Here is a 24,209-nt window from a genome sequence, read left to right on the forward strand (position 1 = left end):
CGACTTTCTACTACAAAACGTTTGGAGCACACTCGGCCACTGGCCGACGGGGAACCTCATGACGCAAGCCAATAACGCCGTGTACACCGATCTGAGTGTTGATGATCTGGTAAAAGAAGCCCTGAATCGCGGTGAAGGCGAGCTTGCCGATACCGGCGCTCTGGTTGTTCGCACCGGTCACCGCACCGGCCGTTCGCCAGTCGACCGTTTCATCGTTGAAGAGCCTTCCACCCAGGCCGCTATTGCCTGGGGCCCGATCAACCGCAAGTTCCCGGCCGACAAGTTCGATGCCCTATGGGCTCGCGTCGAGGCCTTCAACAACGCGCAAGAGCACTTCGTTTCCCACGTGCATGTAGGTGCGGCGGAAGATCACTACCTGGCCGTGAAAATGACCACGCAGACTGCCTGGCAGAACCTGTTCGGTCGTTGCCTGTTCATCAACCCGGCCCAGTACAACCCGGCTGGCCGTGAAGAATGGCAAGTGCTCAACGTCGCCAACTTCGAGTGCGTGCCTGAGCGTGACGGCACCAACTCCGACGGTTGCGTGATCATCAACTTCGCGCAGAAGAAAGTGCTGATCGCCGGCATGCGTTACGCCGGTGAGATGAAGAAAGCCATGTTCTCGGTGCAGAACTTCCTGCTGCCAGCCGCTGACGTGCTGCCAATGCACTGCGCTGCCAACATCGGCGAAGACGGCGACGTGACCCTGTTCTTCGGTCTGTCGGGCACCGGTAAAACCACCCTGTCGGCCGACGAAAGCCGTTACCTGATCGGTGACGACGAACACGGCTGGGGCGAGGGTGTGGTGTTCAACATCGAAGGCGGTTGCTACGCCAAGTGCATCGACCTCTCCGAGAAGAACGAGCCGGTCATCTGGAAAGCCATCAAGCACGGCGCGGTGCTGGAAAACGTGGTTATCGACGACGCCAAGCACGCCGACTACGCCGATGTCAGCCTGACCCAGAACAGCCGCGCCGCCTACCCGCTGGAGCACGTTGCCAAGCGTTCCGAGAAGAACCTGGGTGGCGAGCCAAACGCAGTGATCTTCCTGACCTGCGACCTGACCGGCGTACTGCCGCCAGTGTCGATCCTCAACGAAGAACAAGCGGCCTACCACTTCCTGTCCGGCTACACCGCGCTGGTGGGCTCGACTGAAATGGGTTCGGGCAGCGGCATCAAGTCGACCTTCTCCACCTGCTTCGGCGCACCGTTCTTCCCGCGTCCGGCTGGCGAATACGCCGAACTGCTGATCAAGCGCATCCGCGGCTTCGGCTCCAAGGTCTATCTGGTCAACACCGGCTGGACCGGCGGCGGCTACGGCGTCGGCCAACGCTTCAACATCCCGACCACCCGCGCAGTGATCGCCGCGATCCAGAGCGGCGCACTGATCGGTGCCGCCACCGAGCACCTCGACACCATCAACCTCGACGTGCCACTGGCCGTTCCGGGCGTCGACACCAACCTGCTCAACCCACGCAACACCTGGGCTGACAAGGCAGCGTACGACGAGGCAGCGAAAGCACTGGCCGGTCTTTTCATCGAGAACTTCAAGAAGTTCGAAGTGAGCGACGCGATCAAGGCGGCTGGGCCGAAGTTGTAAGTAGCGGTTTTGCAGTGAATAAAAAACCGCCCTTTGGGGCGGTTTTTTATTTCCGATCTGAAATGCAGCTTGGTTGGACTCAAAGACGTGGCTTGCCCTGGCTATGTGTCAATCAGCCAGTGCACTCAGCACATGGACAGGATCGTTATGAATGGCCTTGAGTAGTGCTTTGGCCGGGCCAGTCGGCTGACGACGACCTTGCTCCCAATTGCGTAACGTTCCCAATTGGACATCGATCAAGGCTGCGAACTTTGCCTGCGTCATTCCCGTCGCTTTGCGAATCTGTTTAACCTGTAATGCATCCACATGGAATTCGCGGGACGGCTTTTTTTCACCCCGAAGAATCTCATCCATTTCCTGCACGCTTTCCATCAGCTCATCAAAAAACTTGCTCATGGTTACCTCCAGTTTCCAATCATGGCCTTCAGTGCTTTCCGTTCGTCATGGGTAAGTTTCTGCTGCTCGTTTTTTGGATAAATCATCAACAACGCGATCTGTGATGCTGAAACGAAGTGGTAGTAGATAACCCGTGCGCCACCCCGTTTTCCATGGCCTTTGGAGGCGACTCGTGCTTTACGCACCCCGCCGGTTCCTTCGATTACATCGCCAATAGACGGGTTTGCGACCAACTGCTTTTGAAAGGTGGCGTAGGCATCGTCGTCCAGTACCTCTCTTACTCGGCGGGTGAAGACTGAAGTCTCAATAAAAATCATGGTCAATGTACGCCAGTGACTTACTTTCAGGCAATGCTGAAGTGTTGATAACGATGACTGGTGCCTGGTCGCCGACAGATGATGGCGGCGATCAGGCTGCTCGCCTTAGGCAGGGGCTTTCCAGTTGAGCATCTGTGTCTGCGCGACTTGCAGCAGCTCGCAGCCGTCCTGTCAGCAGGTACAGAGCGTGGGTGATGTGGGTGTCGCTGATCAAAGCAGCGACACCCACGACTATAGGTTCGCACCACCACCTCGCGATAGCCGACAAGGCATCGCGTGAAGTAGGAACGGGACGAACAAAGCGCCAGACGTTGCTACCGATTGTTCAACGCCTTTCAACGCAGATGCTGGTAACCGGAAATATCCAGCAGGCTTGTGGTCAGTCCGGTTGCCGGGCGGTAGATCGTGCCTTTGACTGCTGAAAACGGCACGCCTTTGCTGCCCAGCGAGACAGAGCGCTCGCCTTTGTCCAGCTCGGTGAAATAGGTGTAGGACTGGCTGTGCATCTTCTTGTAGCGGGCCTCGTCGCTGACGATGGCGCCAGTGAGGGGCAGCAGATCGGCATCGGTCAGATTGAGGGTTTTGCTCAGTGGCACGCCCCAGCGCTTGAGGCAGGTCTCGGCGAGATGGCGAACGATGCGGCCGGGTTCGATCAGCGCGTTGAGGTCGCTGCTGTTGATGGGCTCGCCGCCGAGCGCCGTGGCGTTGCCAGCGAGGGTGGCGTGGCGGCCGGCCATTGGATAGATCGAGGTTTTGGTGCCAGTGGCGGTTTGCGGGATCACGCAGCTGAAGCCTTTTGAGCGCTCGTCGCGGGCATAGAACGCGATGTATTCCTTGACGTTGGATTGGAGTTTGACGCGGTTTTCCTGAAAGTTGCCGATGCCCGGAACTGGATCAATGGCAAAGATGTTCACCGGAATATGTTTGAGTGCAGGATCCTTGTACATTGCATTGGCGAGCATATGGCAACTGATGCCGCCCCGGCTCCAGCCGACAAGATTGACTGTGGTTGGAATAATACCGTCCTTGCGGAAAGTCTTGATGATCTGTTCCTGTAACTTTTGTTGGGTGATACTGCGGTCGCCATAGTTGTATTTGCGCCAGAGCCACGAGCCCTCGACTTTTACATCGTCAATGGGAATGCCGGCGCTTTTGAGTCGGTTATATTCCTTCTCGGTCAGTTGTTGCCGTTGCCAGTCGCACTTGCCTTTGATGATATTCACAGCGTGCTGGACGTTTTCCTCCCAGCCTTTACCAAACAGCGTTCCGGATAGCCCGTATTCCTTGGTTTTGGTGAACAGATCATCGGCCTGCAGGTTGCCGCTGCCAGGCCCGTCGACCACGATCCATTCAGCGAACTCACGGCCGGTGTGGTGTGCAGCGAGTGTGGATACAACTTCGCCGTCCCAAAAACTTTTATGATTGATATCGAATTTGTTTGAGCCGGTACCGCAAAAGAAAATGGTTAAAGTTGTCATGCTTTTGCTCTTTCGAGTGAATAAGAGCAGTCACGTTAGTTCCAGTTGGTTGTATTGATAAACGGTTTGGTTGTTTCTGCGTTTGTAAGTTCTCAGAATTGCCTTGATTGTATGGGGCGGTGTTTTTGCAGAGCGCCTGTAGTGCAATTAATATCTGCAACGCGTCAAGTCGCTGATCCGATGTATCATTTCGAATTGATTGGATCCCGACCTTTTCTCGACTCGCTGAAATCGCCCGCTAGGCTTTGGGCATGGCAGCAGTCAAAGGAGTGACAGTAAATGCACCATACCCTGGAACAGGTTTTTGGTTATCCACAGTTTCGCCCCGGTCAGGAGGCCGCTGTCAGCGCGGTGCTGGCGGGGCGATCCGCGGCGGCGATCTTTCCCACCGGCTCCGGCAAATCGCTTTGCTATCAGCTGCCGGCGCTTTTACTGCCACACCTGACATTGGTGGTTTCGCCGTTGCTGGCGTTGATGCAGGATCAACTGGCGTTTCTCAAGCGCCACGGTATCTCCGCGGGCAGCATCGATTCGGCACAAAGCCGTGAGGATGCCAACGACGTCATGGCCCGTGCGCGTTCGGGTGAATTGAAGATTCTGATGATTTCCGTCGAGCGTCTGAAAAACGAGCGATTCCGCAACTTCTTGCAGCAGGTGCCGATCTCGTTGCTGGTAGTCGACGAAGCTCACTGTATCTCGGAATGGGGCCACAACTTTCGGCCGGACTACCTGAAATTGCCGAACTACCAGCGCCAGTTCAACATCCCGCAGGCCTTGCTGCTGACCGCCACGGCGACACCAAAAGTCATCGCCGACATGCAGGCCAAATTCGCCATTGCTCCGGACGATGTAGTGACCACCGGTTTCTATCGGCCCAACCTCAACCTGCTGGTCGAGCCTGTACGCGGTCAGGACAAACGTCGGCGTCTGGTCGAATGGATGAGCGAACGCCCAGGGCAACCGAGCATTGTCTATGTCACGTTGCAGAAGACCGCCGAACACATTGCCGAGCATCTCGAGCGCAACGGTATCCCGGCCGAGGCTTACCACGCAGGTTTACCCCACGATCAGCGTGAAGACATTCAACGCCGCTTCATGGCCGGGCAGTCCAATTGCATTGTCGCCACCATTGCCTTCGGCATGGGCATCGACAAGAGCGACATCCGCAACGTGGTGCATTTCGATCTGCCCAAATCCATCGAAAACTACAGCCAGGAAATCGGCCGCGCCGGGCGTGACGGGCAGCCTTCGGATTGCCTGGTACTGGCGAATCGCGACAGTCTCAATGTGCTGGAAAACTTCGTCTACGGCGATACGCCCGAGCGTGATGGAATTCGTTATGTGCTCGAAGAGCTCAATGCCTCAGTTCCGGAAGGACAATGGGAGTTTCTGCTTGGGCCACTCTCGGATCAGAGCAATATTCGCTCGTTGCCGTTGAAGACTTTGCTGGTGCAGTTGGAGCTGCGAGGTCTGATTGCGCCGCGTTACGCCTATTACGCCGAGTATCGCTTCAAATATCTGCTTGAGCCTGAAGCATTGCTCCAGCGCTTCGAAGGCGAGCGCAGCGATTTCGTCGCGGCGCTCATCCGGACGTCTACGCGAGCACGCACCTGGGCCACGGTAGATTTCGAGGCGATGTACTCGCAGTATTCCGCCGAGCGCAATCGCGTGGTGACAGCGCTGGATTACTTCCAGGAAAAGGGCTGGGTCGAGCTTGAGAGCAAGCAGATGACCGAGGTCTACAATCTGCTGCAAAGTGATTTTGACAGCGACGCCCTCAGCGCTGAGCTCCACGAGTATTTCACTCGCCATGAACGGACTGAGGTGGCGCGAATTCACGCCATGCTTGACGTGTTCGCCACCGAACGCTGTCTGGGTTATCGCTTGGCCGAGTATTTCGGAGATCACAATGCCCCTCAGCGATGCGGACATTGTTCGGTATGTCATGGCCGGGTTGCGCGGTTGCCTGAGCCGCCAGTGTTGCCGCCGCTTGTGGATCAAAATTTCGCGCAATTGTGCGGTGAACTTATCCACAGGCATGAGCAGCACACAGGCATGCTTCCGACGGCCGAGCGCCTGACGCGGTTCCTCTGCGGAATCAGCGTGCCGTTGTTCACCAAACTCAAGGCGCGGGCGATACCGGGTTTTGCTGCGTTGGAAGAGTACCCTTACGCGCAGGTACGCGATTGGGCGCAAGAGCACCTCTGACCCCTGTAGGAGCTGCCGAAGGCTGCGATCTTTTGATGTTGATTTTTCATGATCAAAAGATCGCAGCCTTCGTCAGCTCCTACGTCAAGTGTCATCAAGCGGGGACTCTATCCATCCGCTGAATGTCGATCATCACGCTAATAAACTTCAAAAAGCGCTGCTGCCTGACTAAGGTTGGATTCTGTCTTCGGGCCACCCACAAGAGAACAACATGAGCCAGACATCCTTCGATATTCAGCAGGCGGCGGTAATCGGTGCGGGCACCATGGGCCGCGGCATCGTCATGTGTCTGGCCAGTGCCGGCGTGAGCGTGCAGTGGGTGGACAACAATCCACAGATGCTCGAGCAAGCGCTGACAACGGTCGCCGAGACTTATGCCCACAACGTGCGTCAGGGTCGCATCGATCAGGCCGAGGCGGATGCGCGAATTGCTCGTGTGTCTGCGGCGGCGGATTACGCGGCGATCCGCAACGTCGATCTGGTGATCGAAGCGGTGTACGAAAACCTCGAGCTGAAGCAGAAGATCTTTCGCGAACTCGATGGCCTGCTCAAACGTGAGGCTCTGCTGGCGAGCAATACCTCGGCGCTGGATATCGACGCGATTGCCGCCGCAACCCGGCGCCCGGCACAGATACTGGGCCTGCATTTCTTCAGCCCGGCGCACATCATGAAACTGCTGGAGATCGTGCGAGGTGCGCAAACGTCACCAGCGGCGCTGGAAGCAGCGCTGGCGCTCGGCAAACGCATGGGCAAGGTAAGCGTAGTGTCGGGCAACTGCCATGGTTTCATCGGCAATCGCATGCTGCATCCGTATGTACTTGAAGCGCGCAAGATGCTCCTCGAGGGCGCTTATCCACACCAGATTGACGCCGCGCTGCAAGGCTTCGGCTTCGCCATGGGGCCGTTTCGCATGTACGACGTGGTCGGCATCGATCTGGAGTGGCGTGCTCGGGAGCTCGCTGGTAAAGGGCAGGATGCACCGCAGGTTCAGATCGATAACCGTCTGTGCGAAATGGGCCGGTTCGGGCAGAAGTCTGGTAACGGCTACTACCACTATGAGCCGGGCAGTCGCCAGGCCGAGCATGATCCCGAGGTCGATGCATTGGTGCTGCGGGTCAGCGAAGAGCTGGGTTTCCAGCGTCGCGACATCGGCGCCGAAGAAATTCTTGAGCGCTGTTTGCTGGCACTGGTCAACGAAGGCGCGAAGATCCTGCAGGAAGGCATCGCCGGCTCGGCCCATGACATTGATCTGGTGTATTTGAACGGTTATGGTTTTCCAGCAGAGAAGGGCGGGCCAATGGCCTGGGCAGATCAGCAAGGGCTGGCGGATATTCATCAGCGCTTGCTGGCGCTGGAGACGCGCCAGGGCGACCAGTGGAAGCCGGCGCGGTTGATTGGCGAGCTGGCGGCACAGGGGAAGGGGTTTGCTGATCGCTGACACTTGTCGGCCGTGCTGACGTCTTCGCGAGCAGGCTCGCTCCCACAGACTATCGCGTTTCAATGTGGGAGCGAGCCTGCTCGCGAAAGCTGTGCCGATATTTTGAATTAGCAAATAGCCTTGGGAATCCCTGATCAATGTCCAACCCGACACCACAGCGCACCGACTACCCCCACTTCCAGCCCATCACCACACGCTGGCACGACAACGACGCCTACGGTCATGTCAACAACGTCACCTACTACAGCTTCTTCGACACGGCGGTGAACACCTACCTGATTCAGGTCGGTGGCCTGGATATTCATGACGGCGAAGTGGTGGGATTCGTGGTCAGTTCGGCCTGCGATTACTTTGCCTCGATCGCTTTTCCGGATTTGATCGAGATCGGGCTGCGGGTCGGCAAGCTGGGCAACAGTTCGGTGCAATACGAACTGGCTGTGTTCAAGGTTGGCGAAAGCGAGGCGTGTGCGGCGGGACGGTTCGTGCATGTGTTTGTCGATCGGGCTACCAATCAGCCGGTGCCGATTCCGGCAGGTTTGCGTGGGACGCTGGAGCGGCTGGTGATCTAGACGCGCAAAAAAAATCGCAGCCACAAGGGCTGCGATTTTCGTTCAAGCCTTCGCCTTAACGGTGGCGATAGTACTTGTGATGCTTGCGGTGGCCGTAGGCGTGACCGCGACCCGGATGACCACGGTCACGGTAGTAGCGACGGTCATCGTAACGGCGATCGTAGTGACGACCATCGTCGTCATCGCGGCCCATGTAGTTACCCAGCGCACCACCAGCACCGCCACCTGCGGCGGAGCCGATCAGGCTGCCGGTGGTGCCGCCGAGACTGCGGCCAACCACGTTACCGCCAGCAGCACCCAGTGCGCCGCCGATGGCCGCTTCGCCACGGCTGTGACGGTCAGCGCCGACCGCACTACCACCCGCGCCGCCCAGGGCCGCGCCGATGGTTGAACCTGTATTGCCGCCTATAGACTGACCGACGACCGAGCCAAGAACCCCGCCCAATGCGCCGCCCACGCCGGCTTCGGCGGTGCCTCCGGCAGAAGCGAAGCCACTGACCAGGCCAAGGGACAACAAGAGAATCGAGGAGAACTTCATAGAGGATGAGCCTCAAAGGGATGACGGCGCCGATCCTGAGGCTCTGCATTGGGCGTGACAATCAAAATCCGACGAATAACACGACTTGTATACAAGATTGCAAGTTACTGTTTTTTCACCGGAACTTAACCGATTTTCGCCGGTCTTTAGCTACTTCGGACAGGCCGTTTTTATGCAAAAACGGCCTTTTTTGTGGGCGGTCGAAAATCTTCGCCACGGCAGATCTGTTGCTAGGTCGATCGCTTTCGCGAGCAGGCTCGCTCCCACATTTGAAACGTATTCCAATTGTGGGAGCGAGCCTGCTCGCGAAGGGGCCGGATCTGGCTCCGCGGTTAAGCGGATTTAGCCATGATCAACCCGCTCTCACCCGCCGCTTCCAGCCGGATCGCAATGAACTTCGACGTCGGCGTGTGGCTGCCATCCCCCGTACTTTCCAGCGGCACCAGCGGGTTGACTTCCGGATAGTACGCCGCCGCCTGCCCCGCAGGAATATCGAACGCCAACAATGTAAAACCTTTCACCCGGCGCTCGCGACCGTCGTCCCAGATCGACACGATGTCGGCCTTCTGTCCCGGACGGAAGCCCAGACGAATGATGTCGGCCTCGTTGGCGAACAACACGTCACGCTGGCCCTTCACACCACGATAGCGGTCATCGAGACCATAGATCGTCGTGTTGTACTGATCGTGGGAACGCATCGATTGCAGGATCAGATCCGGCACCTGGCCGGTGGCGCGGGTGCGCTCGTGGACCAGATCTTTCGGCAACTGATTGGCGCGGAAGTTGGCGCGGCCTGACGGCGTGTTCCACTTGCGGGCGCCCGCCGAGTTACCCAGATAAAAACCGCCCGGGTTCTTGATCTTGTCGTTGAAGTCCTTGAAGTTCGGGATGGTGTCAGCGATCAGTTCGCGAATGCGCCCGTAATCGGCTACCAGCCAGTTCCAGTCCACCGGTTGGCTGCCCAGCGTCGCAGCAGCAATGCCGGCGATGATCGACGGCTCCGAGCGCATCTGGTTCGACAGCGGCTGCAACTGGCCGTTGGAGGCGTGGACCATGCTGAACGAGTCTTCCACGGTCACCGCTTGCGGGCCTTCGGTCTGGATATCGATGTCGGTGCGGCCCAGGCACGGCAGGATCAGCGCGTCTTTGCCGTGGGCGAGGTGGCTGCGGTTGAGCTTGGTGCTGATCTGCACGGTCAGGTCGCAGTTGCGCAGCGCTTCGAAGGTGCGCGAGCTGTCCGGCGTGGCCTGGGCAAAGTTGCCGCCCAGCCCGATGAACACCTTGGCGCGACCTTCGGCCATCGCATGGATTGCCTCGACCACGTTGTGACCGTTATGCCGCGGCACCTTGAACTGGAAGCGACGTTCCAGGGAATCGAGGAACGCCACCGGTGGACGCTCGTTGATGCCCATGGTGCGGTCGCCCTGTACGTTGCTGTGGCCGCGCACCGGGCACAGACCGGCGCCCGGTTTGCCGATATTGCCGCGCAGCAGCATCAGGTTGGCGATTTCCTGAATGGTCGGCACCGAATGACGGTGCTGGGTGATGCCCATGGCCCAGCACATGATTACGTTCTTGCCTTTGGCGTACATGCGCGCGGCTTGCTCGATCTCGACCAGGGTCAGGCCGGACTGCTCGACGATCTGCTCCCACGAGGTGTCATCGACGATGGCCAGATACTCCAGCACGTTAGCGCTGTGGGCATTGAGGAAATCATGGTCGAACACCGCCGGCTCGCCAGCCTTCTGTGCTTCACGTTCCCATTGCAGAAGGAACTTGGCCATGCCGCGCAGCACCGCCATGTCGCCGCCGAGTGCCGGGCGGAAATACGCGGTGTTGGTCGGCTTGTCGCCGTTGGTGAGCATTTCGATCGGGTGCTGTGGATGCTGGAAACGCTCCAGACCGCGCTCTTTCAGCGGATTGATGCACACCACCTGGGCGCCGCGTTTCACCGCTTCACGCAACGGTTCGAGCATGCGCGGATGGTTGGTGCCGGGGTTCTGGCCCCAGACGAAAATCGCGTCGGCGTGTTCGAAGTCGTCGAAGGTTACCGTGCCTTTGCCGACCCCGACACTCTGCGCCAACGCCACGCCGCTGGCCTCGTGGCACATGTTCGAGCAGTCAGGGAAATTGTTGGTGCCGTAAGCCCGCACGAACAGCTGATACAGATAAGCTGCTTCGTTGCTGGCGCGGCCCGAGGTGTAGAACTCGGCCTGATCCGGGCTTGGCAGATTGCGCAGGTGCTTGCCGATCAGGGCGAAGGCATCTTCCCAAGAGATCGGCTTGTAGCGATCGGATTCGGCGTCGTAGACCATCGGCTCAGTCAGGCGACCCTGATATTCCAGCCAGTAATCGCTTTGTTCCAGCAGGGAAGTGACGCTGTGCTTGGCGAAGAATTTCGCATCGACGCGACGCTTGGTCGCTTCCCAGTTCACCGCTTTGGCGCCGTTCTCGCAGAACTTGACCATGCCGCTCTCCGGCGAATCACCCCAGGCGCAACCCGGGCAGTCGAAGCCGCCGTTCTGGTTGGTCTTGAGCATCATGCGCAGGTTTTTCAGGGCGTTGTCGCTGGTCAGCCACGCCTGGGCAACACTGATCAGGGCGCCCCAGCCGCCAGCGGCACCTTTGTAAGGCTTGTAGCGCGGGACAGGTTTCTGGTCGGCTTGATGATGTTGGCTCACGCTTGATTCTCCATCGCGGGGCTGTACACCCGCGGCGCACTTTTCTGCGGCAGGTGGATGAGATTGAGGTTGTGGCGCCGGGCCCATTGCACGGCCAGGCCGGTGGGTGCCGACAGGCTGACCAGGGTCTGGATGCCGGCACGCAAGACTTTCTGGATCAATTCGAGGCTGCAACGGCTGGTGACAATCGCCAGGCCGCCTTCGGTGGAAATCTTCTGGCGGATCAACCCGCCGATCAGCTTGTCGAGGGCGTTATGGCGGCCGATGTCTTCGCGGCCGAGCAGCAATTCACCGCTGGCATTCATGAACACCGCCGCATGCACCGCGCCGCAGTGCTGACCGAGCGGCTGGTACGCGCCGATGCGCTGGCGCAAACCGTCGAGCCATTCGATCGGTGGCAAGGCAGCGCCCGGCAATACCTTGAGATCGGGCAACGCCTGTTCAACCGCTTCGACGCCGCACAATCCGCAACCGCTGGTGCCGGCCAACTGCCGACGCTGTTGCTTGAGGTTCCAGAACGCACGGTTAGCGATGGTCACCTGCGCGTATTGCGCCGAGCCTGAGCCTGTCAGTTGCAGATCGTAGATATCGCTGGCGTCCTCGATGATGCCGCTGCCGAGGCTGAAACCGACGATGAAGTCTTCAAGGTCGGTGGGCGTCACCAGCATCACTGCCTGACTGATGCCGTTGTAGGCGATCGCCAACGCGACTTCCTCGGCCAGCGCGGTGCTGGCCGATGCCTCAAGGGGTAAATCGCTGTAGCTGTAGGTCTGGCTGGCGGCAGGCGCGGGCGTTTCAATTGCTGGCGCCGCGCAGGCTGGGCGCTTGGCGTTCATGGCATCACCGACGGTTTGATCTAGGTCAAGACTAGGCGCGGCAAGTTGTCGCGTCTAATCGCTATTACCGATCTACCGATAGATGCCGTCGATCAAGCGTCTTTTGGCGATTTCTGATAAAGCGCGAAACAAGCTTCCGCCAGCGCTGAACGCGGCGCGCCCCGGCGCATGATCAGCCCCAGCGGCGCGAGGGTGTGGGCGTTCTCGATCGGTTGCAGGCGCAGGTGATCGGCGAGGGTTTCCGCGCCGCCGTCGAGGGGCATGATTGCGCAGCAAAAACCGCCGTGGACTGCTTGCAGCAGTTGATGCACGGCGTCGGTTTGCAGCAGCGGTTGCGGGGTCAGGCCACGGCTGTGGAAGTTGTGGTCGATGGACTGGCGAAAGTGCATGCCGCTGGTGAGCATGCACAGCGGCAATTCGATCAGCGATTCCCAGCTCAGGGGTTCTTCGCCGAAGTTGAACGAGCGCTCGTCATAGAGCAGGCCCATGCGCGTCTCGTTAAAGGCCAGCGAATCGAAGCGCTCGCTGTCCAGGCGCTCCAGATACGACACGCCAATGTCGATGCGGTTGTTCGCCAAGTGTTCGAGCACCTGCTCGGAGCTCAGCGACGACAGTTCGAAGCGCAGGTCCGGGTGCGCCGCATGCAGACGTTGCATCAGCGGCAAGGGATCGAAGCTCGACAGCGGCACCACGCCCAGGCGCAGCGTACCGATCAGGTTGCCGCGACAGGCCGCCGCTTCCGCCTGCAAGCCGTCGTAAGCCGCCAGCACCGTACGCGCCCACGCCAGCACGCGTTCGCCCGGTGCGGTGAAGCCTTCAAAGCGCTGGCCGCGATTGACCAATGGCAGGTCGAGTTCTTCTTCGAGGCTGCGCAAGCGCATCGACAGGGTCGGCTGGGTGATGTGGCAGCGCGCGGCGGCCTGGCCGAAATGGCGGGTTTCGTCGAGGGCGATGAGGAATTTCAGTTGCTTGATGTCCATCTTCGCTCCGGGCGGTTGGCGGGGTGTGGCGATTCTACCGTCTGCGGCGCGGCAGCGTCATTGGTCGGACTGGAACCGGGTTTGGCCAGGGTGGTCTAGGCTTGGACGACTGACCCTTTATTACATGGAGTGAATGCAATGAGCCTTTTGAGTTTTGTCAAAGAAGCCGGTGAGAAACTGCTTGATCTGTTGACTCCCGGAAACGCCAATGCCAGCGAGCAGTTGAAGGAACATATCAGCAAGGTCGGACTGGGCAATCCCAATGTGCAGGCGACCGTGGATGGGGACAAAGTGACAATCACCGGTGAGGTGGCGAGTCAGGAAGAGAAGGAAAAGATTGTGCTCGCGGTGGGCAACATTGCTGGCGTGGGCAGTGTGGATGATCAGATCACCGTGACCGGGCCGGTGGTGGTTGCGGCAGAGTTTGTCGAGGTCAAAGCAGGTGACACGCTCAGTGCGATTTCCCTGCGTGTCTATGGCAATGCCAACCAGTACGAGAAGATTTTCGAAGCCAACAAACCGATGCTCAAGGATGTGAACAAGATTTATCCGGGGCAAAAGCTGCGCATTCCAAAATAACGCGCTGCCCATGTAGGAGCTGCCGCAGGCTGCGATCTTTTGACTTTGACTTAAAAAAACGCAAATCAAAAGATCGCAGCCTTCGGCAGCTCCTGCAGGGATCAGAGTCCGGCAATGAGATCGCGGTAGTCTTCGACTGCGGCAAATTCTGCCGTGTCCTTCGGCCCTTTGCGGCTGTCCGGTTCCTTAACCGCGAGCAGATGCGCCACGCCAAAATCCCGTGCACTGCGCAGGATCGGCAAGGTGTCGTCGATAAACAGGCTGCGCCCCGGATCAAAACCGATGTCCGCCTGCAAGGCATCCCAGAACTGGGGGTTCTCCTTGGGATAACCATAGTCGTGCGAGCTGATCAGCCGCTCGAAGTATGGTGCCAGTTCGATCCGTTCCAGTTTCAACGACAGCGAATCGCGGTGCGCGTTGGTGATCATGATCACCCGTTTGCCGGCGCGTTTGATTGCGTCGAGAAAGGTATCGGCATCCGCGCGCAGGGCGATCAAGTGGGCGGTTTCCTGTTTCAGTTCACGCACCGACAATTTCAGTTCCGCGCTCCAGAAATCCAGGCAGTACCACTGCAACTGGCCGGCATGGCGCTCGAACAATGGCTGCAATTCCAGCTCGGCCATGGCCCGGCTGATGCCGTGCAGTTCGGCGTAGCGCTGGGGCAGGTGCTCGAGCCAGAAATGGTTGTCGAAGTGCAGATCCAGCAGCGTGCCGTCCATGTCGAGCAGAACGGTATCGATGTCGGACCACGGTAAAGAAGGCATGGCAACGTCTCGAACGGTGAAAAGATATCCGACGCAAACAATCGGGAAAGCCGCGTTATAGTAGCGCGTTCACGCCAAGGAGCTTTGCATGCGCCAGAAACCCACCGTACTCGCCCGCGAGATTGTCGCCACCAGTCGCCTGTTTCGCGTCGAAGAACTCAAGCTGCGATTTTCCAATGGCGTGGAGCGCACTTACGAGCGTCTGGTTGGCAAGGGCGCTGGCTACGGCGCGGTGATGATCGTCGCGATGCTTGATGCCGAACACGCGGTGTTGATCGAGGAATACTGCGGTGGCACCGACGAATACGAACTGTCTCTGCCCAAAGGCCTGATCGAGCCGGGCGAGGACGTGCTGGCGGCGGCCGAGCGGGAACTCAAGGAAGAGGCCGGTTATGGCGCGCGTCAACTGGAACATCTGACCGAGCTGTCGCTGTCGCCCGGTTACATGAGCCAGAAGATCCAAGTGGTACTGGCCACCGATCTCTACGAAGAACGGCTGGAAGGCGATGAGCCGGAGCCGATGCGGGTCGACAAGGTCAACCTGCGCGAACTGTCGGCGCTGGCGCTCAATCCGCAATTCACCGAAGGCCGCGCATTGGCGGCACTATATTTGACCCGTGATCTGCTGAGCCAGCGCGGGGTGTTCAGCTATGAGTGAGACGTCGATGAGTTTTCCCCATCCGCTGATGGCGCCAGTGGTTGAGCTGGCATTGCAGGCTGGCGAGACGATTTTGCCATTCTGGCGTGCAGGCGTTGAAGTCACGGCCAAGTCCGATGATTCGCCGGTGACAGCCGCCGACCTGGCTGCGCATCACCTTATCGTTGCGGGGCTGACGGCCCTTGATCCGAGCATTCCAGTGCTGTCCGAAGAGGACGCCGATATCCCGCAGAGCGTGCGCGCCGGTTGGCAGCGCTGGTGGCTGGTTGATCCGCTGGACGGTACCAAGGAGTTCATCAGCGGTAGCGAGGAATTCACCGTCAACATCGCGCTGATCGAAAATGGCCGGGTGGTATTTGGTGTGGTGACGATGCCGACCAACGGTCGTTTTTACGTCGGCGGTGCCGGATTTGGAGCCTGGCGTGGCGACGAAGGTGGTACGCCGACGGCGATTCAGGTGCGTGATGTGCCTGCACCGGGCGAGGCGTTTACTGTGGTGGCCAGCCGTCGCCATTCAAGTCCCGAGCAAGAGCGTTTGCTGGCCGGGTTGAGCGCCAGTCTTGGTGAGTTGCAACTGGCCAATATCGGCAGTTCCTTGAAGTTCTGTCTGTTGGCCGAAGGTGCTGCCGACTGCTATCCGCGCCTGGCGCCGACTTCGCAGTGGGACACGGCGGCAGCTCAGGGCGTGCTGGAAGGTGCGGGGGGCGAGGTACTGGATTTAAAGGGTGAAACGTTCAGTTACCCTGCGCGGGAATCGCTGTTGAATGAGTTCTTTCTGGCACTGCCGGCGAAGGCTGCATGGCGAGCTCGGTTGTTGGAGCTGGCCCGAGGTTAACTGCTGATCCGGAATTCCCCCTCACCCCAGCCCTCTCCCCCAGGAGAGGGAGCCGACCGAGTTGTCTGGCGCTATGCATGGACCTGGAGAATCGAGTCGATTGTGTATTCCGCGAAGCAGTTTCAGGTCGACGTAAATCTGTAGCATCCCCGTATCGGTTCCCTCTCCCCCAGGAGAGGGAGCCGACCGAGTTGTCTGGCGCTATGCATGGACCTGGAGAATCGAGTCGATTGTGGATTCGGCGAAGCAGTTTCAGGTCGACTTAAATCTGTAGCATCCCCGTATCGGTTCCCTCTCCCTCGGGAGAGGGCTAGGGTGAGGGGCTGTTGATCTTCAACGGTGCAAAACGTACTGCCCGGTAAATCTAACCGCCTCGTCCTCACTTCCCGCATTCAGTATCCGCGTATCCAGCGTCAGCCGCGCCCGCCCATATCGCCGATACATCGTCACAAAGCGCTTCCACACCGCCGCCTCCGGCGCCGGGCAGATGGCCACGGCGTCACCGGTTACCGGCAGCGGATAGCTGATCTGTCCTTCCTGAATGACGATATGTCCGTCGGCAATCCCTTCTTCCTTCAAACGTAAATGCAACCAGCCCCAACCGGCCAGCACCGCGCCGCAGTAGAGGCTGCCGCCAAACATGGTGCTCTTGTGATTGACGTTGGGCGCAAGCGGCAGGTGCAGGCTCAATTGCTGCTCACGCCACTCAAGCACTTCGAGGCCCATCTCGGCGGTCAGCGGAATGTCGTGATGCAGCACCGTTTGCAGGTATTCGCTTTCGCTGCTCATTCGTTGTCTTCCCCGTGGCTGCTGTCGCCGAAATTCAGGCCATGTTTGCGCAACTTGTCATGCAGAGTTTTGCGCGGAATACCCAAGGCTTCGGCGAGGCTGCGCACCGAGCTGTGCGAGCGCGCCAGTTCGGCGGCGATCAGCGATTTCTCGAAGTTTTCCACTTGCTCGCTGAGGCCGCCGCTGACCACTTCCACAGGCGTGCCGCCGCTGCCATCGGCGCTGTTGTCCAGAGCCAGCTCCAGACCCAGCGCGAAGCGTTCGGCGGCATTTTGCAGTTCACGCACGTTGCCCGGCCAGGTGTGGCGCAGCAGCAGGGCGCGGTGTGCCGGTTGCAGCTCATGGGGCGGCAAGCCGTGGCGGACGCTGGCTTCGTCGGCGTAATGCTGGAACAGCACCAATGCGTCTTCGCCCCTTTCGCGCAGCGGCGGGATGCGCAGCGGTGCGACGTTGAGGCGGTAATACAAGTCGGCGCGGAAGCGACCCTGATCCGCCGCTTGGCGCAGATCTTCCTTGGTCGCGGCGATGACGCGGATGTCCAGCGGGATCAACTGATTGCCGCCCAGGCGTTCAACAACGCGCTCCTGCAGCATGCGCAGCAGTTTCACTTGCACGTCCATGCTCATGCTTTCGATTTCGTCGAGAAACAGCGTGCCGCCGTTGGCGAATTCGAATTTGCCGATGCGGCGTTTTTGCGCCCCGGTGAAGGCGCCGGGTTCGTGACCGAACAGCTCGCTTTCCACCACCGATTCGGCCAGGGCGCCGGCGTTGATCGCCACGAACGGACCGTTGCGGCGGCTCGACAAGTCGTGCAGCGCGCGGGCAACCACCTCTTTGCCAGCGCCGGTTTCGCCGAGGATCAGCACGTCAGCCTTGGTCGCCGCCAGCGCACCGATCTGCTCACGCAGACGCAGCATCGGCGTCGAATGGCCGACCAGTCGCGCGCTCAATTCGTTGCGGTCGCTCAAGGCCAGACGCAGGCTGCGGTTGTCCAGCACCAGCCGCCGTAGCGCGAGGGCGCGACGGACGCTGTCGAGCAGCGCATCGCTGGCAAAGGGTTTTTCCAGAAAATCGTAAGCGCCGGCGCGCATCGCCTGCACTGCCAGCGGTACGTCGCCATGGCCGGTGATCAGCAGCACCGGCAGCTCCGGATCCTGTGCATGCAACTCGCTCAACAGTTCGAGGCCGTCCATGCCCGGCATGCGGATGTCGCTGACCACCACCCCCGGCCAGTCACGCTCAAGTTGCGCGGCCAGGCCCTTGGCTTCGGACAGCGGCAGGATTTTCAGGCCGGCCAGGTCCAGGGTCTGACCGAGGGCCTGGCGCAGGTGCGGATCGTCGTCGATCAACACTACCTGGATGCGATTGTCGATGGTCATGCACTTCGGTCCTCGGACGGTTGCAGGCTGACTCCGGGTGCGCCGGCGCGCAGGCGCAGGGTGATCAGGGCGCCGCCTTGCTTGTGGTTGGCGAACGACAGCTCGCCACCGAAGGCGCGCATCAGCGTTTCACAAATGGCCAGCCCCAGACCCAGACCCTGGGTGCGGGTCTTGGTGGTGTAGAAGGGCTCGCTGGCGCGGCCAAGGGCTTCCATGCAGAACCCGGGGCCGTTGTCGCGAATGTACAGATTGACGCCGTCGGCGGTGGCTTCGGCACTCAGCCACAATTTGCGCGGCGGGCCTTTTTCGGTCAGCGCATCGAGGGCGTTGGCCAGCAAATTGCCGAGCACCTGGCGTAATCGGGTTTCGCCGGCCTCGACCCACAGCGTCGCGGCGGGCAAGTCGCGAATCAGTTCGACTTCCATGCTGCGCCGACGTTTGGCCAGCAATGCCAGCGCATCGTCCAGCGCCGGTTGCAGGGCGACGCTTTCCGGTGCGTGACGATCGCGGCGGGCGAAGGCGCGCAGGTGGGCGATAATCGAGGCCATGCGCCCGGTCAGTTCGCTGATCAGCTTGAGGTTGCCCCGGGCGTCCTCGGTGCGCTGATGATCGAGCAGCACTTCGGCGTTTTCCGCATAGCTGCGAATTGCCGCCAGCGGCTGATTGAGTTCGTGGCTGATGCTCGCCGACATGGTCCCCAGCGCCGACAGTTTGCCGGCCTGGACCAGATCGTCCTGGGCGCGCACCAGCTCCTGCTGCGCGTGCTCGCGCTCAAGCACTTCCTGTTTCAAACGGCGGTTGAGGCCTTCCAGATCGCTGGTGCGCTCGGCAACCCGGCCTTCCAGTTCGCGGCGCGCCTTGGCCTCAAAGGCGATGCGCTCCAGATAATGGCGGCGGCGCTGCATCATCAAACCCACCAGCAGCATGACCACCAACAGCGTGGCGCCGCCGATCGCGACCACCGTGCGCACCGGACGATCAATCAGCGTGCGCGGGGCGAGGATGCTCACGCTCCAGCCGGTTTCGGCGATGTCGTGGGTCTGCGTCAGCCAGGCGTCCGGGCTTAGATTCAGCGGTCGGGGTTCGCGGGTCGGGTAGGGCTGGATCGCAGTGATCGCGGCGCGCTCGGTTTCGCTCAACTCGCGGGTGGAGCGGAAGCGCCATTCCGGGCGCGAGGTGAGAATGACTACGCCGTTGTGGTCGGTTACCAACAGTTGTTCCGGGGTTTTGCCCCACAGGCTTTCGGTGTGGTCGAGGTCGACCTTGATCACCAGCACGCCGATGATCTTTTCGCCGTTGCGCACGGCGGCGGCGAAGAAGTAGCCGCGTTTGGCCGAAGTGGTGCCCAGCCCGAAGAAGCGCCCGAGGCGCCCGGCCATGGCTTCGCTGAAATACGGGCGGAAGGCGAAATTGCGGCCGACGAAGCTGTCGCGTTTGTCCCAGTTCGATGCCGCCAGGGTCTGGCCGGACGTGTCCATCAGGTACATGACTTCGGCGCCGGTCTGCGCGGCGATGTTTTTCAGCAGGCGATTGGCGTTGCCTTGGGTCACGCCGTCGTCCGGCGCACCAAGCACCGCGCGCAGGGCCGGCAGATCGCCGAGAATCTGCGGCAACACTTCGTAGCGATGCAGGGTGCCGAGCAGGTTGGCCACGTAAAGATCGAGGGTCTGGCGATTCTGCCCGGCAAGCTCGCTGCGGTAATAGCGTTCGGCGAGATGCTCCAGTGGCCACAGCAGCGGCGCCAGGCACAGGGCCAACAGCGCTAGGCTGCGCCAGCGAGGTCTGCGGGGAAGCGGTGGTTTCATGAGCCGATGCGCCTGAGGTAACTGGCGCATTATGCCCGGCCTCAGGCGAAGACGTCAGCGTCCTTGAGCAGCGCGGCCGTCTGGTCCTTGGCCGATAGCTTCGGTGCTTCGTCCAGTTGCCAGTCGATGCCCAGCGCCGGGTCGTCCCAGCGAATACTGCGCTCGGAAGACGGGTCGTAATAATTGGTGGTCTTGTAGAGGAATTCAGCGAACTCGCTCAGCACGGCGAAACCGTGGGCGAAACCCTCCGGTATCCAAAGTTGGCGATGGTTTTCCGCCGACAGACGCACCGCCACCCATTTGCCGAAATACGGCGAGCTGCGACGGATATCCACCGCCACGTCGAGCACTTCACCTGCGGTCACCCGAACCAGTTTGCCCTGGGTGTTCTGCAACTGGTAATGCAGGCCGCGCAACACGCCTTTCTGCGAGCGTGAATGGTTGTCCTGCACAAACTGCGTTTCCAGACCGGTAGCGTCCTGAAACGCCTTGGCATTGAAACTCTCGTAGAAAAAACCGCGCTCGTCGCCGAACACCTTGGGTTCGATGATCAGAACACCGGGCAGATCGCTGGTGATGACATTCATGAGGATTTCCATAGACAGGTGTGAATGGCCGACATTCTTGCGCAAAGCGCTGCGGGGCGCGAGTGCGGACTACGCCGGAGCGTCAATCGACCTCGCCAAAATACCAGCGTTCCTCTTCATAAGTCTGCCCATCCCAGCCTTCAACCTCGTAGCGCAAACCTCGTTCGCGCATGCCCTGTGGCAACACAAGACCCCATTCTTGAGCCAGGCTTTTGCCGGTTTCGACATATTCGCTGTCGGAGGCAGGGATATGACCGCGGTGGTATTCCAGATCCGTATAGATACAGATTTCGCTGGAAAACATGCCGGGAACACAAATGGCTGCGACCACTCGGCAGTCAAGCGCATGCACCGGGCGAGCCAGGCGTAAATGCTGCGCCGCGTCGATCAAGTGCTGGGCACATTGCTTTTTCAGCTCGGTTGTTGCCTGCCTTCCTTCCACCATTGCCATGTGGATCGGAATTTTCCAGTTCCAGTATTTGTCCTCAAGAGTAAGGTCAGCAGGAAAATACCCTTCGAAATCGGCGGCCCAAGCGGCGAGAGCTCGCAAGCGGCGAGGGATATTGCGGACTTTTTTGTTCGTAAGGGCGAGGCGACGATGGGACATGACGTGGGCTTGCATCCGTGCTGTGAATTTGTGGCGCAGATTGCACAGAGCTGCGCTGAAAAACAATCTGAAAGTCTTGCAGGAAAGTTTGCCTGGAAGGCTTTCATGATCGCATTTCCGTTTTCGGTTGACCGGGCAACGTCTTAAGGGGTTGCGTAACCGCCAAGGCAATGGCGATATAAGCGCCTAATAAAATTTCAGGGGTCGTTTCATGCCGCTCGCCACGTTGATTCATCGCGCCAGTTTGCCCGGTCCGCAGGTTTCAGAGGCGCAGGCGCTGCAATGGCTGGCCGAATATTACGGGTTCAGCGGCACGTTGCAGGCGCTGGGCAGCCAGCAGGATCTGAATTATCGCGTCGACAGTGCGCGCGGGCGCTTCGTCTTGAAAGTCTGCCGTGGCGACTACGCCCTTGTGGAGCTGCAAGCCCAGCACGCCGGCCTCAAGTATCTGACCGAGCACTCGGCGATCAAGGTACCTCGCGTGATTGCTGCCAATAACGGTGAAGACCTGTTGTCCTTGCAAGCCAATGGCGAAGCGGTGCATGTGCGGTTGCTGGAGTACATCGACGGCCAGCCGTTGACCGATTTCGATCACCTTGGCCAGGACGTGGTCGCCGGGTTTGGCCGGCTCTGTGGCGAGATGGATCTGGCCCTGGCAGGTTTCGATCACCCGGGTCTTGAACGCACCTTGCAGTGGGACGCGCGTCACGCCAACGCTTTGATCAGTCATCTGTTGCCGGTGGTCACTGACGCGCAGCAGCGTGCGGCGATCGGCGTTGCCGCCGAGCAGGCCGAGCGCCGTTTGCAGCCGTTGCTGGACAAACTGCCGGTGCAGGCGATTCACATGGACATCACCGATGACAACGCCGTATGGGCGCGCGATGCACAGCGGCATTGGCAGTTGCAGGGCGTGATCGATTTCGGTGATCTGGTGCGCACCTGGCGCATCACCGATCTGTCGGTGACCTGTGCGGCTTTGCTGCATCACGCCGATGGCGATCCGTTTGTCATCCTGCCGGCGGTCAAGGCTTATCACGCGGTCAATCCGTTGCAGTACGCTGAGCTGCAAGCGCTGTGGCCATTGATCGTGGCGCGGGCGGCGGTGCTGGTGCTCAGTGGCGAGCAACAGGTGAGCATCGACCCCACCAATACGTATAGCCGCGACAATCTCAGTCACGAGTGGGAAATCTTTCGCGTCGCGACCTCGGTGCCACTGGCGCTGATGGAAGCGGCGATTCTCACAGCCGTGGGCCAGACCGTGCCGAAGGTCGAAAAACCGGAATTTGCGCCATTGCTGCCCGGATTGGTCGGGCGCGAATTCGCCCTGATCGATCTGGGCGTGTTGAGCCCGCACTTCGAGGCGGGCAATTGGGAGCAGCAGGGCATTGATCAGCGTTTGCTGACAGAAGCCGCAGCGGTGCACGGGCTGGCGGCGACGCGTTATGGCCAGTATCGCTTGTCACGTACTCGGCCAGACTGCGCGACTGAGCCGGACACGTTCCCGTTGCATGTCGAATTGCGTGTGCCGACTGGAACCGAAGTGCAAGCGCCATTCGCCGGCGTGCTGAATCAAGCGGCAAACGGTGCGCTGCAACTCGATGGCCCACAGTTCAGCGTTCGCCTGTGGGGCGTGACGCCAGTTCTTGGCCATGGCGCGGCATTGGATCAAGGCCAGAAGCTCGGCACGGTCACGGGCCCGCTGCTTGTGCAGATGTGCCGGGGAGCAGAACTCGACGCGCCGCTCTTCTGCACGCCGTCCCGTGCATCTGCGTGGCAGGCGTTGTGCCCGTCGCCGGCGACTCTGCTAGGGCTGGCCTGCGACGCCGAGCCTGAGCTGGACGCGAAAACCCTGCTCGAACGCCGCGATGCCAGTTTTGCCCGCACGCAAAAACACTATTACGTTGACCCGCCGCGCATTGAACGCGGCTGGCGCAATCACCTGATTGATATGCACGGCCGATCCTATCTGGACATGCTCAACAACGTCGCCGTGCTCGGCCACGGTCACCCTCGGATGGCGGCGGTCGCGGCGCGGCAGTGGTCGTTGCTCAATACCAATTCGCGCTTCAACTACGCGGCGGTCGCCGAGTTTTCCGAGCGCCTGCTGAAGCTTGCACCGCAGGGCATGGATCGCGTGTTCCTGGTCAACAGCGGCAGCGAAGCCAATGACCTGGCGATTCGTCTGGCCTGGGCCTACAGCGGCGGGCGCGACATGATCAGTGTGCTTGAGGCGTATCACGGCTGGACGATCGGCGCCGATGCGGTATCGACGTCGATTGCCGACAACCCGAAGGCCCTGGAAAGTCGCCCGGACTGGGTGCACCCAGTGCCGGCGCCGAACACTTATCGCGGCGAATTCCGTGGCGCCGATTCGGCGCCGGATTACGTGCGCAGCGTCGAACATCACCTGCAAAAACTGGCCGAGCAGAAGCGGCAACTGGCCGGTTTCATCTGCGAGCCGGTCTACGGCAATGCCGGAGGTATTTCTTTACCGCCGGGCTATTTGCCGCAGGTGTATGAAAAGGTCCGCGCGCAGGGCGGGGTGTGCATCGCTGACGAAGTGCAGGTCGGTTATGGGCGCATGGGCCATTTTTTCTGGGGCTTCGAACAGCAGGGCGTAGTGCCGGACATCATCACCATGGCCAAAGGCATGGGTAACGGCCAGCCACTTGGCGCGGTGATCACTCGCCGGGAAATCGCCGAGGCGCTGGAGGCCGAAGGCTATTTCTTCTCGTCGGCGGGCGGCAGTCCGGTCAGTTGCCAGATTGGTATGGCGGTGCTCGATGTGATGGAGGAAGAAAAGCTCTGGGAAAACGCCCAGGTCGTCGGCGGCTATTTCAAGGCGCGCCTGGAAGCGTTGATCGATAAACATCCGCTGGTCGGCGCGGTGCACGGCTCCGGGTTTTATCTCGGGCTGGAACTGATCCGCAATCGGCAGACACTGGAACCGGCAACCGCCGAGACTGCGTTGCTGTGTGATCGTCTGCGTGAGCTGGGGATTTTCATGCAGCCGACCGGCGACGATTTGAACATTCTCAAGATCAAGCCACCGATGGTGACGTCGCGCCAGAGCGTGGATTTCTTCGTCGATATGCTGGATCGGGTGCTTACCGAGGGCCTGTAAACAAGGCACATCCCCTGTGGGAGCGAGCCTGCTCGCGAAAG

At 60.1% G+C, this 24,209-nt stretch carries 21 protein-coding genes; 8 read left to right on the top strand and 13 right to left on the bottom strand.

Annotated elements, in window-relative coordinates:
- The first annotated feature begins 58 nt into the window (after positions 1-58).
- Entirely contained in the window at positions 59-1,600 is a 1,542-nt protein-coding gene (locus ND528_RS17495) for a phosphoenolpyruvate carboxykinase (protein ID WP_016772179.1), read from the top strand.
- 108 nt (positions 1,601-1,708) lie between these two features.
- Here the strand turns inward: ND528_RS17495 and nadS are convergent, their stop codons facing one another.
- The 3 genes from nadS to ND528_RS17510 form a co-directional block, all read right to left on the bottom strand.
- Positions 1,709-1,996 (bottom strand): NadS family protein, encoded by a 288-nt coding sequence (gene nadS, locus ND528_RS17500; RefSeq protein WP_064363398.1) that lies wholly within the window; start codon positions 1,994-1,996, stop codon positions 1,709-1,711.
- Between the two features lie 2 nt (positions 1,997-1,998).
- Positions 1,999-2,313, bottom strand: coding sequence for a type II toxin-antitoxin system RelE/ParE family toxin (locus ND528_RS17505; protein ID WP_263470800.1), 315 nt, complete (start codon positions 2,311-2,313; stop codon positions 1,999-2,001).
- 335 nt (positions 2,314-2,648) lie between these two features.
- A complete protein-coding gene (locus ND528_RS17510; protein ID WP_130910163.1) occupies positions 2,649-3,791 on the bottom strand; it encodes a hypothetical protein in 1,143 nt (380 codons plus the stop codon).
- 279 nt (positions 3,792-4,070) lie between these two features.
- Between ND528_RS17510 and ND528_RS17515 the strand changes: the two genes are divergently transcribed.
- From ND528_RS17515 to ND528_RS17525, 3 genes are all read left to right on the top strand, one after another.
- Positions 4,071-5,999, top strand: a complete 1,929-nt coding sequence (locus ND528_RS17515; RefSeq protein ID WP_263470801.1) for a RecQ family ATP-dependent DNA helicase — start codon at positions 4,071-4,073, stop codon at positions 5,997-5,999.
- A gap of 211 nt (positions 6,000-6,210) precedes the next feature.
- Entirely contained in the window at positions 6,211-7,437 is a 1,227-nt protein-coding gene (locus ND528_RS17520) for a 3-hydroxyacyl-CoA dehydrogenase (RefSeq protein ID WP_263470802.1), read from the top strand.
- Between the two features lie 137 nt (positions 7,438-7,574).
- Positions 7,575-8,006, top strand: a complete 432-nt coding sequence (locus ND528_RS17525; RefSeq protein WP_130910166.1) for an acyl-CoA thioesterase — start codon at positions 7,575-7,577, stop codon at positions 8,004-8,006.
- A 55-nt stretch (positions 8,007-8,061) separates the two neighbouring features.
- Here the strand turns inward: ND528_RS17525 and ND528_RS17530 are convergent, their stop codons facing one another.
- From ND528_RS17530 to ND528_RS17545, 4 genes are all read right to left on the bottom strand, one after another.
- Positions 8,062-8,544: a glycine zipper domain-containing protein gene (locus tag ND528_RS17530; protein ID WP_137215070.1), complete on the bottom strand. Its 483-nt coding sequence runs from the start codon at positions 8,542-8,544 to the stop codon at positions 8,062-8,064.
- A gap of 332 nt (positions 8,545-8,876) precedes the next feature.
- Positions 8,877-11,225, bottom strand: a complete 2,349-nt coding sequence (locus ND528_RS17535) for an FdhF/YdeP family oxidoreductase (RefSeq protein ID WP_263470803.1) — start codon at positions 11,223-11,225, stop codon at positions 8,877-8,879.
- The gene (gene fdhD, locus ND528_RS17540) at positions 11,222-12,061 is read right to left on the bottom strand and encodes a formate dehydrogenase accessory sulfurtransferase FdhD (protein ID WP_130910856.1); all 840 of its coding nucleotides are present in this window, start codon (positions 12,059-12,061) and stop codon (positions 11,222-11,224) included. Before fdhD ends, ND528_RS17535 begins: the two co-directional genes overlap by 4 nt.
- Positions 12,062-12,153: 92 nt before the next feature.
- Positions 12,154-13,041 carry a LysR family transcriptional regulator gene (locus ND528_RS17545; protein WP_016772169.1) on the bottom strand — a complete coding sequence of 296 codons (888 nt, stop codon included), beginning with the start codon at positions 13,039-13,041 and terminating at the stop codon, positions 12,154-12,156.
- A gap of 138 nt (positions 13,042-13,179) precedes the next feature.
- Between ND528_RS17545 and lysM the strand changes: the two genes are divergently transcribed.
- On the top strand, positions 13,180-13,620 hold the full coding sequence (lysM, locus tag ND528_RS17550; RefSeq protein WP_122601389.1) for a peptidoglycan-binding protein LysM: 441 nt from the start codon (positions 13,180-13,182) through the stop codon (positions 13,618-13,620).
- A 101-nt stretch (positions 13,621-13,721) separates the two neighbouring features.
- Here lysM and yrfG read toward each other — a convergent pair whose 3' ends face one another.
- Positions 13,722-14,384 (bottom strand): GMP/IMP nucleotidase, encoded by a 663-nt coding sequence (gene yrfG, locus ND528_RS17555; protein ID WP_130910857.1) that lies wholly within the window; start codon positions 14,382-14,384, stop codon positions 13,722-13,724.
- 88 nt (positions 14,385-14,472) lie between these two features.
- Between yrfG and nudE the strand changes: the two genes are divergently transcribed.
- The gene (gene nudE, locus ND528_RS17560) at positions 14,473-15,042 is read left to right on the top strand and encodes an ADP compounds hydrolase NudE (RefSeq protein ID WP_130910858.1); all 570 of its coding nucleotides are present in this window, start codon (positions 14,473-14,475) and stop codon (positions 15,040-15,042) included.
- Between the two features lie 7 nt (positions 15,043-15,049).
- Positions 15,050-15,877: a 3'(2'),5'-bisphosphate nucleotidase CysQ gene (cysQ, locus tag ND528_RS17565; protein ID WP_263470977.1), complete on the top strand. Its 828-nt coding sequence runs from the start codon at positions 15,050-15,052 to the stop codon at positions 15,875-15,877.
- Positions 15,878-16,210: 333 nt separating this feature from the next.
- Here cysQ and ND528_RS17570 read toward each other — a convergent pair whose 3' ends face one another.
- From ND528_RS17570 to ND528_RS17590, 5 genes are all read right to left on the bottom strand, one after another.
- Positions 16,211-16,666 carry a thioesterase domain-containing protein gene (locus tag ND528_RS17570; RefSeq protein WP_263470804.1) on the bottom strand — a complete coding sequence of 152 codons (456 nt, stop codon included), beginning with the start codon at positions 16,664-16,666 and terminating at the stop codon, positions 16,211-16,213.
- On the bottom strand, positions 16,663-18,045 hold the full coding sequence (locus ND528_RS17575; protein ID WP_263470805.1) for a sigma-54-dependent transcriptional regulator: 1,383 nt from the start codon (positions 18,043-18,045) through the stop codon (positions 16,663-16,665). The genes ND528_RS17570 and ND528_RS17575 overlap by 4 nt, the downstream gene beginning before the upstream one ends.
- Entirely contained in the window at positions 18,042-19,850 is a 1,809-nt protein-coding gene (locus tag ND528_RS17580) for a sensor histidine kinase (protein ID WP_130910038.1), read from the bottom strand. Before ND528_RS17580 ends, ND528_RS17575 begins: the two co-directional genes overlap by 4 nt.
- Before the next feature lie 41 nt (positions 19,851-19,891).
- Entirely contained in the window at positions 19,892-20,437 is a 546-nt protein-coding gene (gene rfbC, locus ND528_RS17585; RefSeq protein ID WP_263470806.1) for a dTDP-4-dehydrorhamnose 3,5-epimerase, read from the bottom strand.
- Between the two features lie 82 nt (positions 20,438-20,519).
- A complete protein-coding gene (locus ND528_RS17590) occupies positions 20,520-21,044 on the bottom strand; it encodes a DUF3916 domain-containing protein (RefSeq protein ID WP_122508428.1) in 525 nt (174 codons plus the stop codon).
- A gap of 211 nt (positions 21,045-21,255) precedes the next feature.
- On the opposite strand from ND528_RS17590, the gene ND528_RS17595 reads away from it, so the two are divergent.
- On the top strand, positions 21,256-24,168 hold the full coding sequence (locus tag ND528_RS17595) for an aminotransferase (RefSeq protein WP_263470807.1): 2,913 nt from the start codon (positions 21,256-21,258) through the stop codon (positions 24,166-24,168).
- Positions 24,169-24,209: the final 41 nt, after the last annotated feature.

It is taken from the genome of Pseudomonas mercuritolerans (genome assembly GCF_025706525.1).
GTDB classification, from domain to species: Bacteria; Pseudomonadota; Gammaproteobacteria; order Pseudomonadales; family Pseudomonadaceae; genus Aquipseudomonas; species Aquipseudomonas mercuritolerans.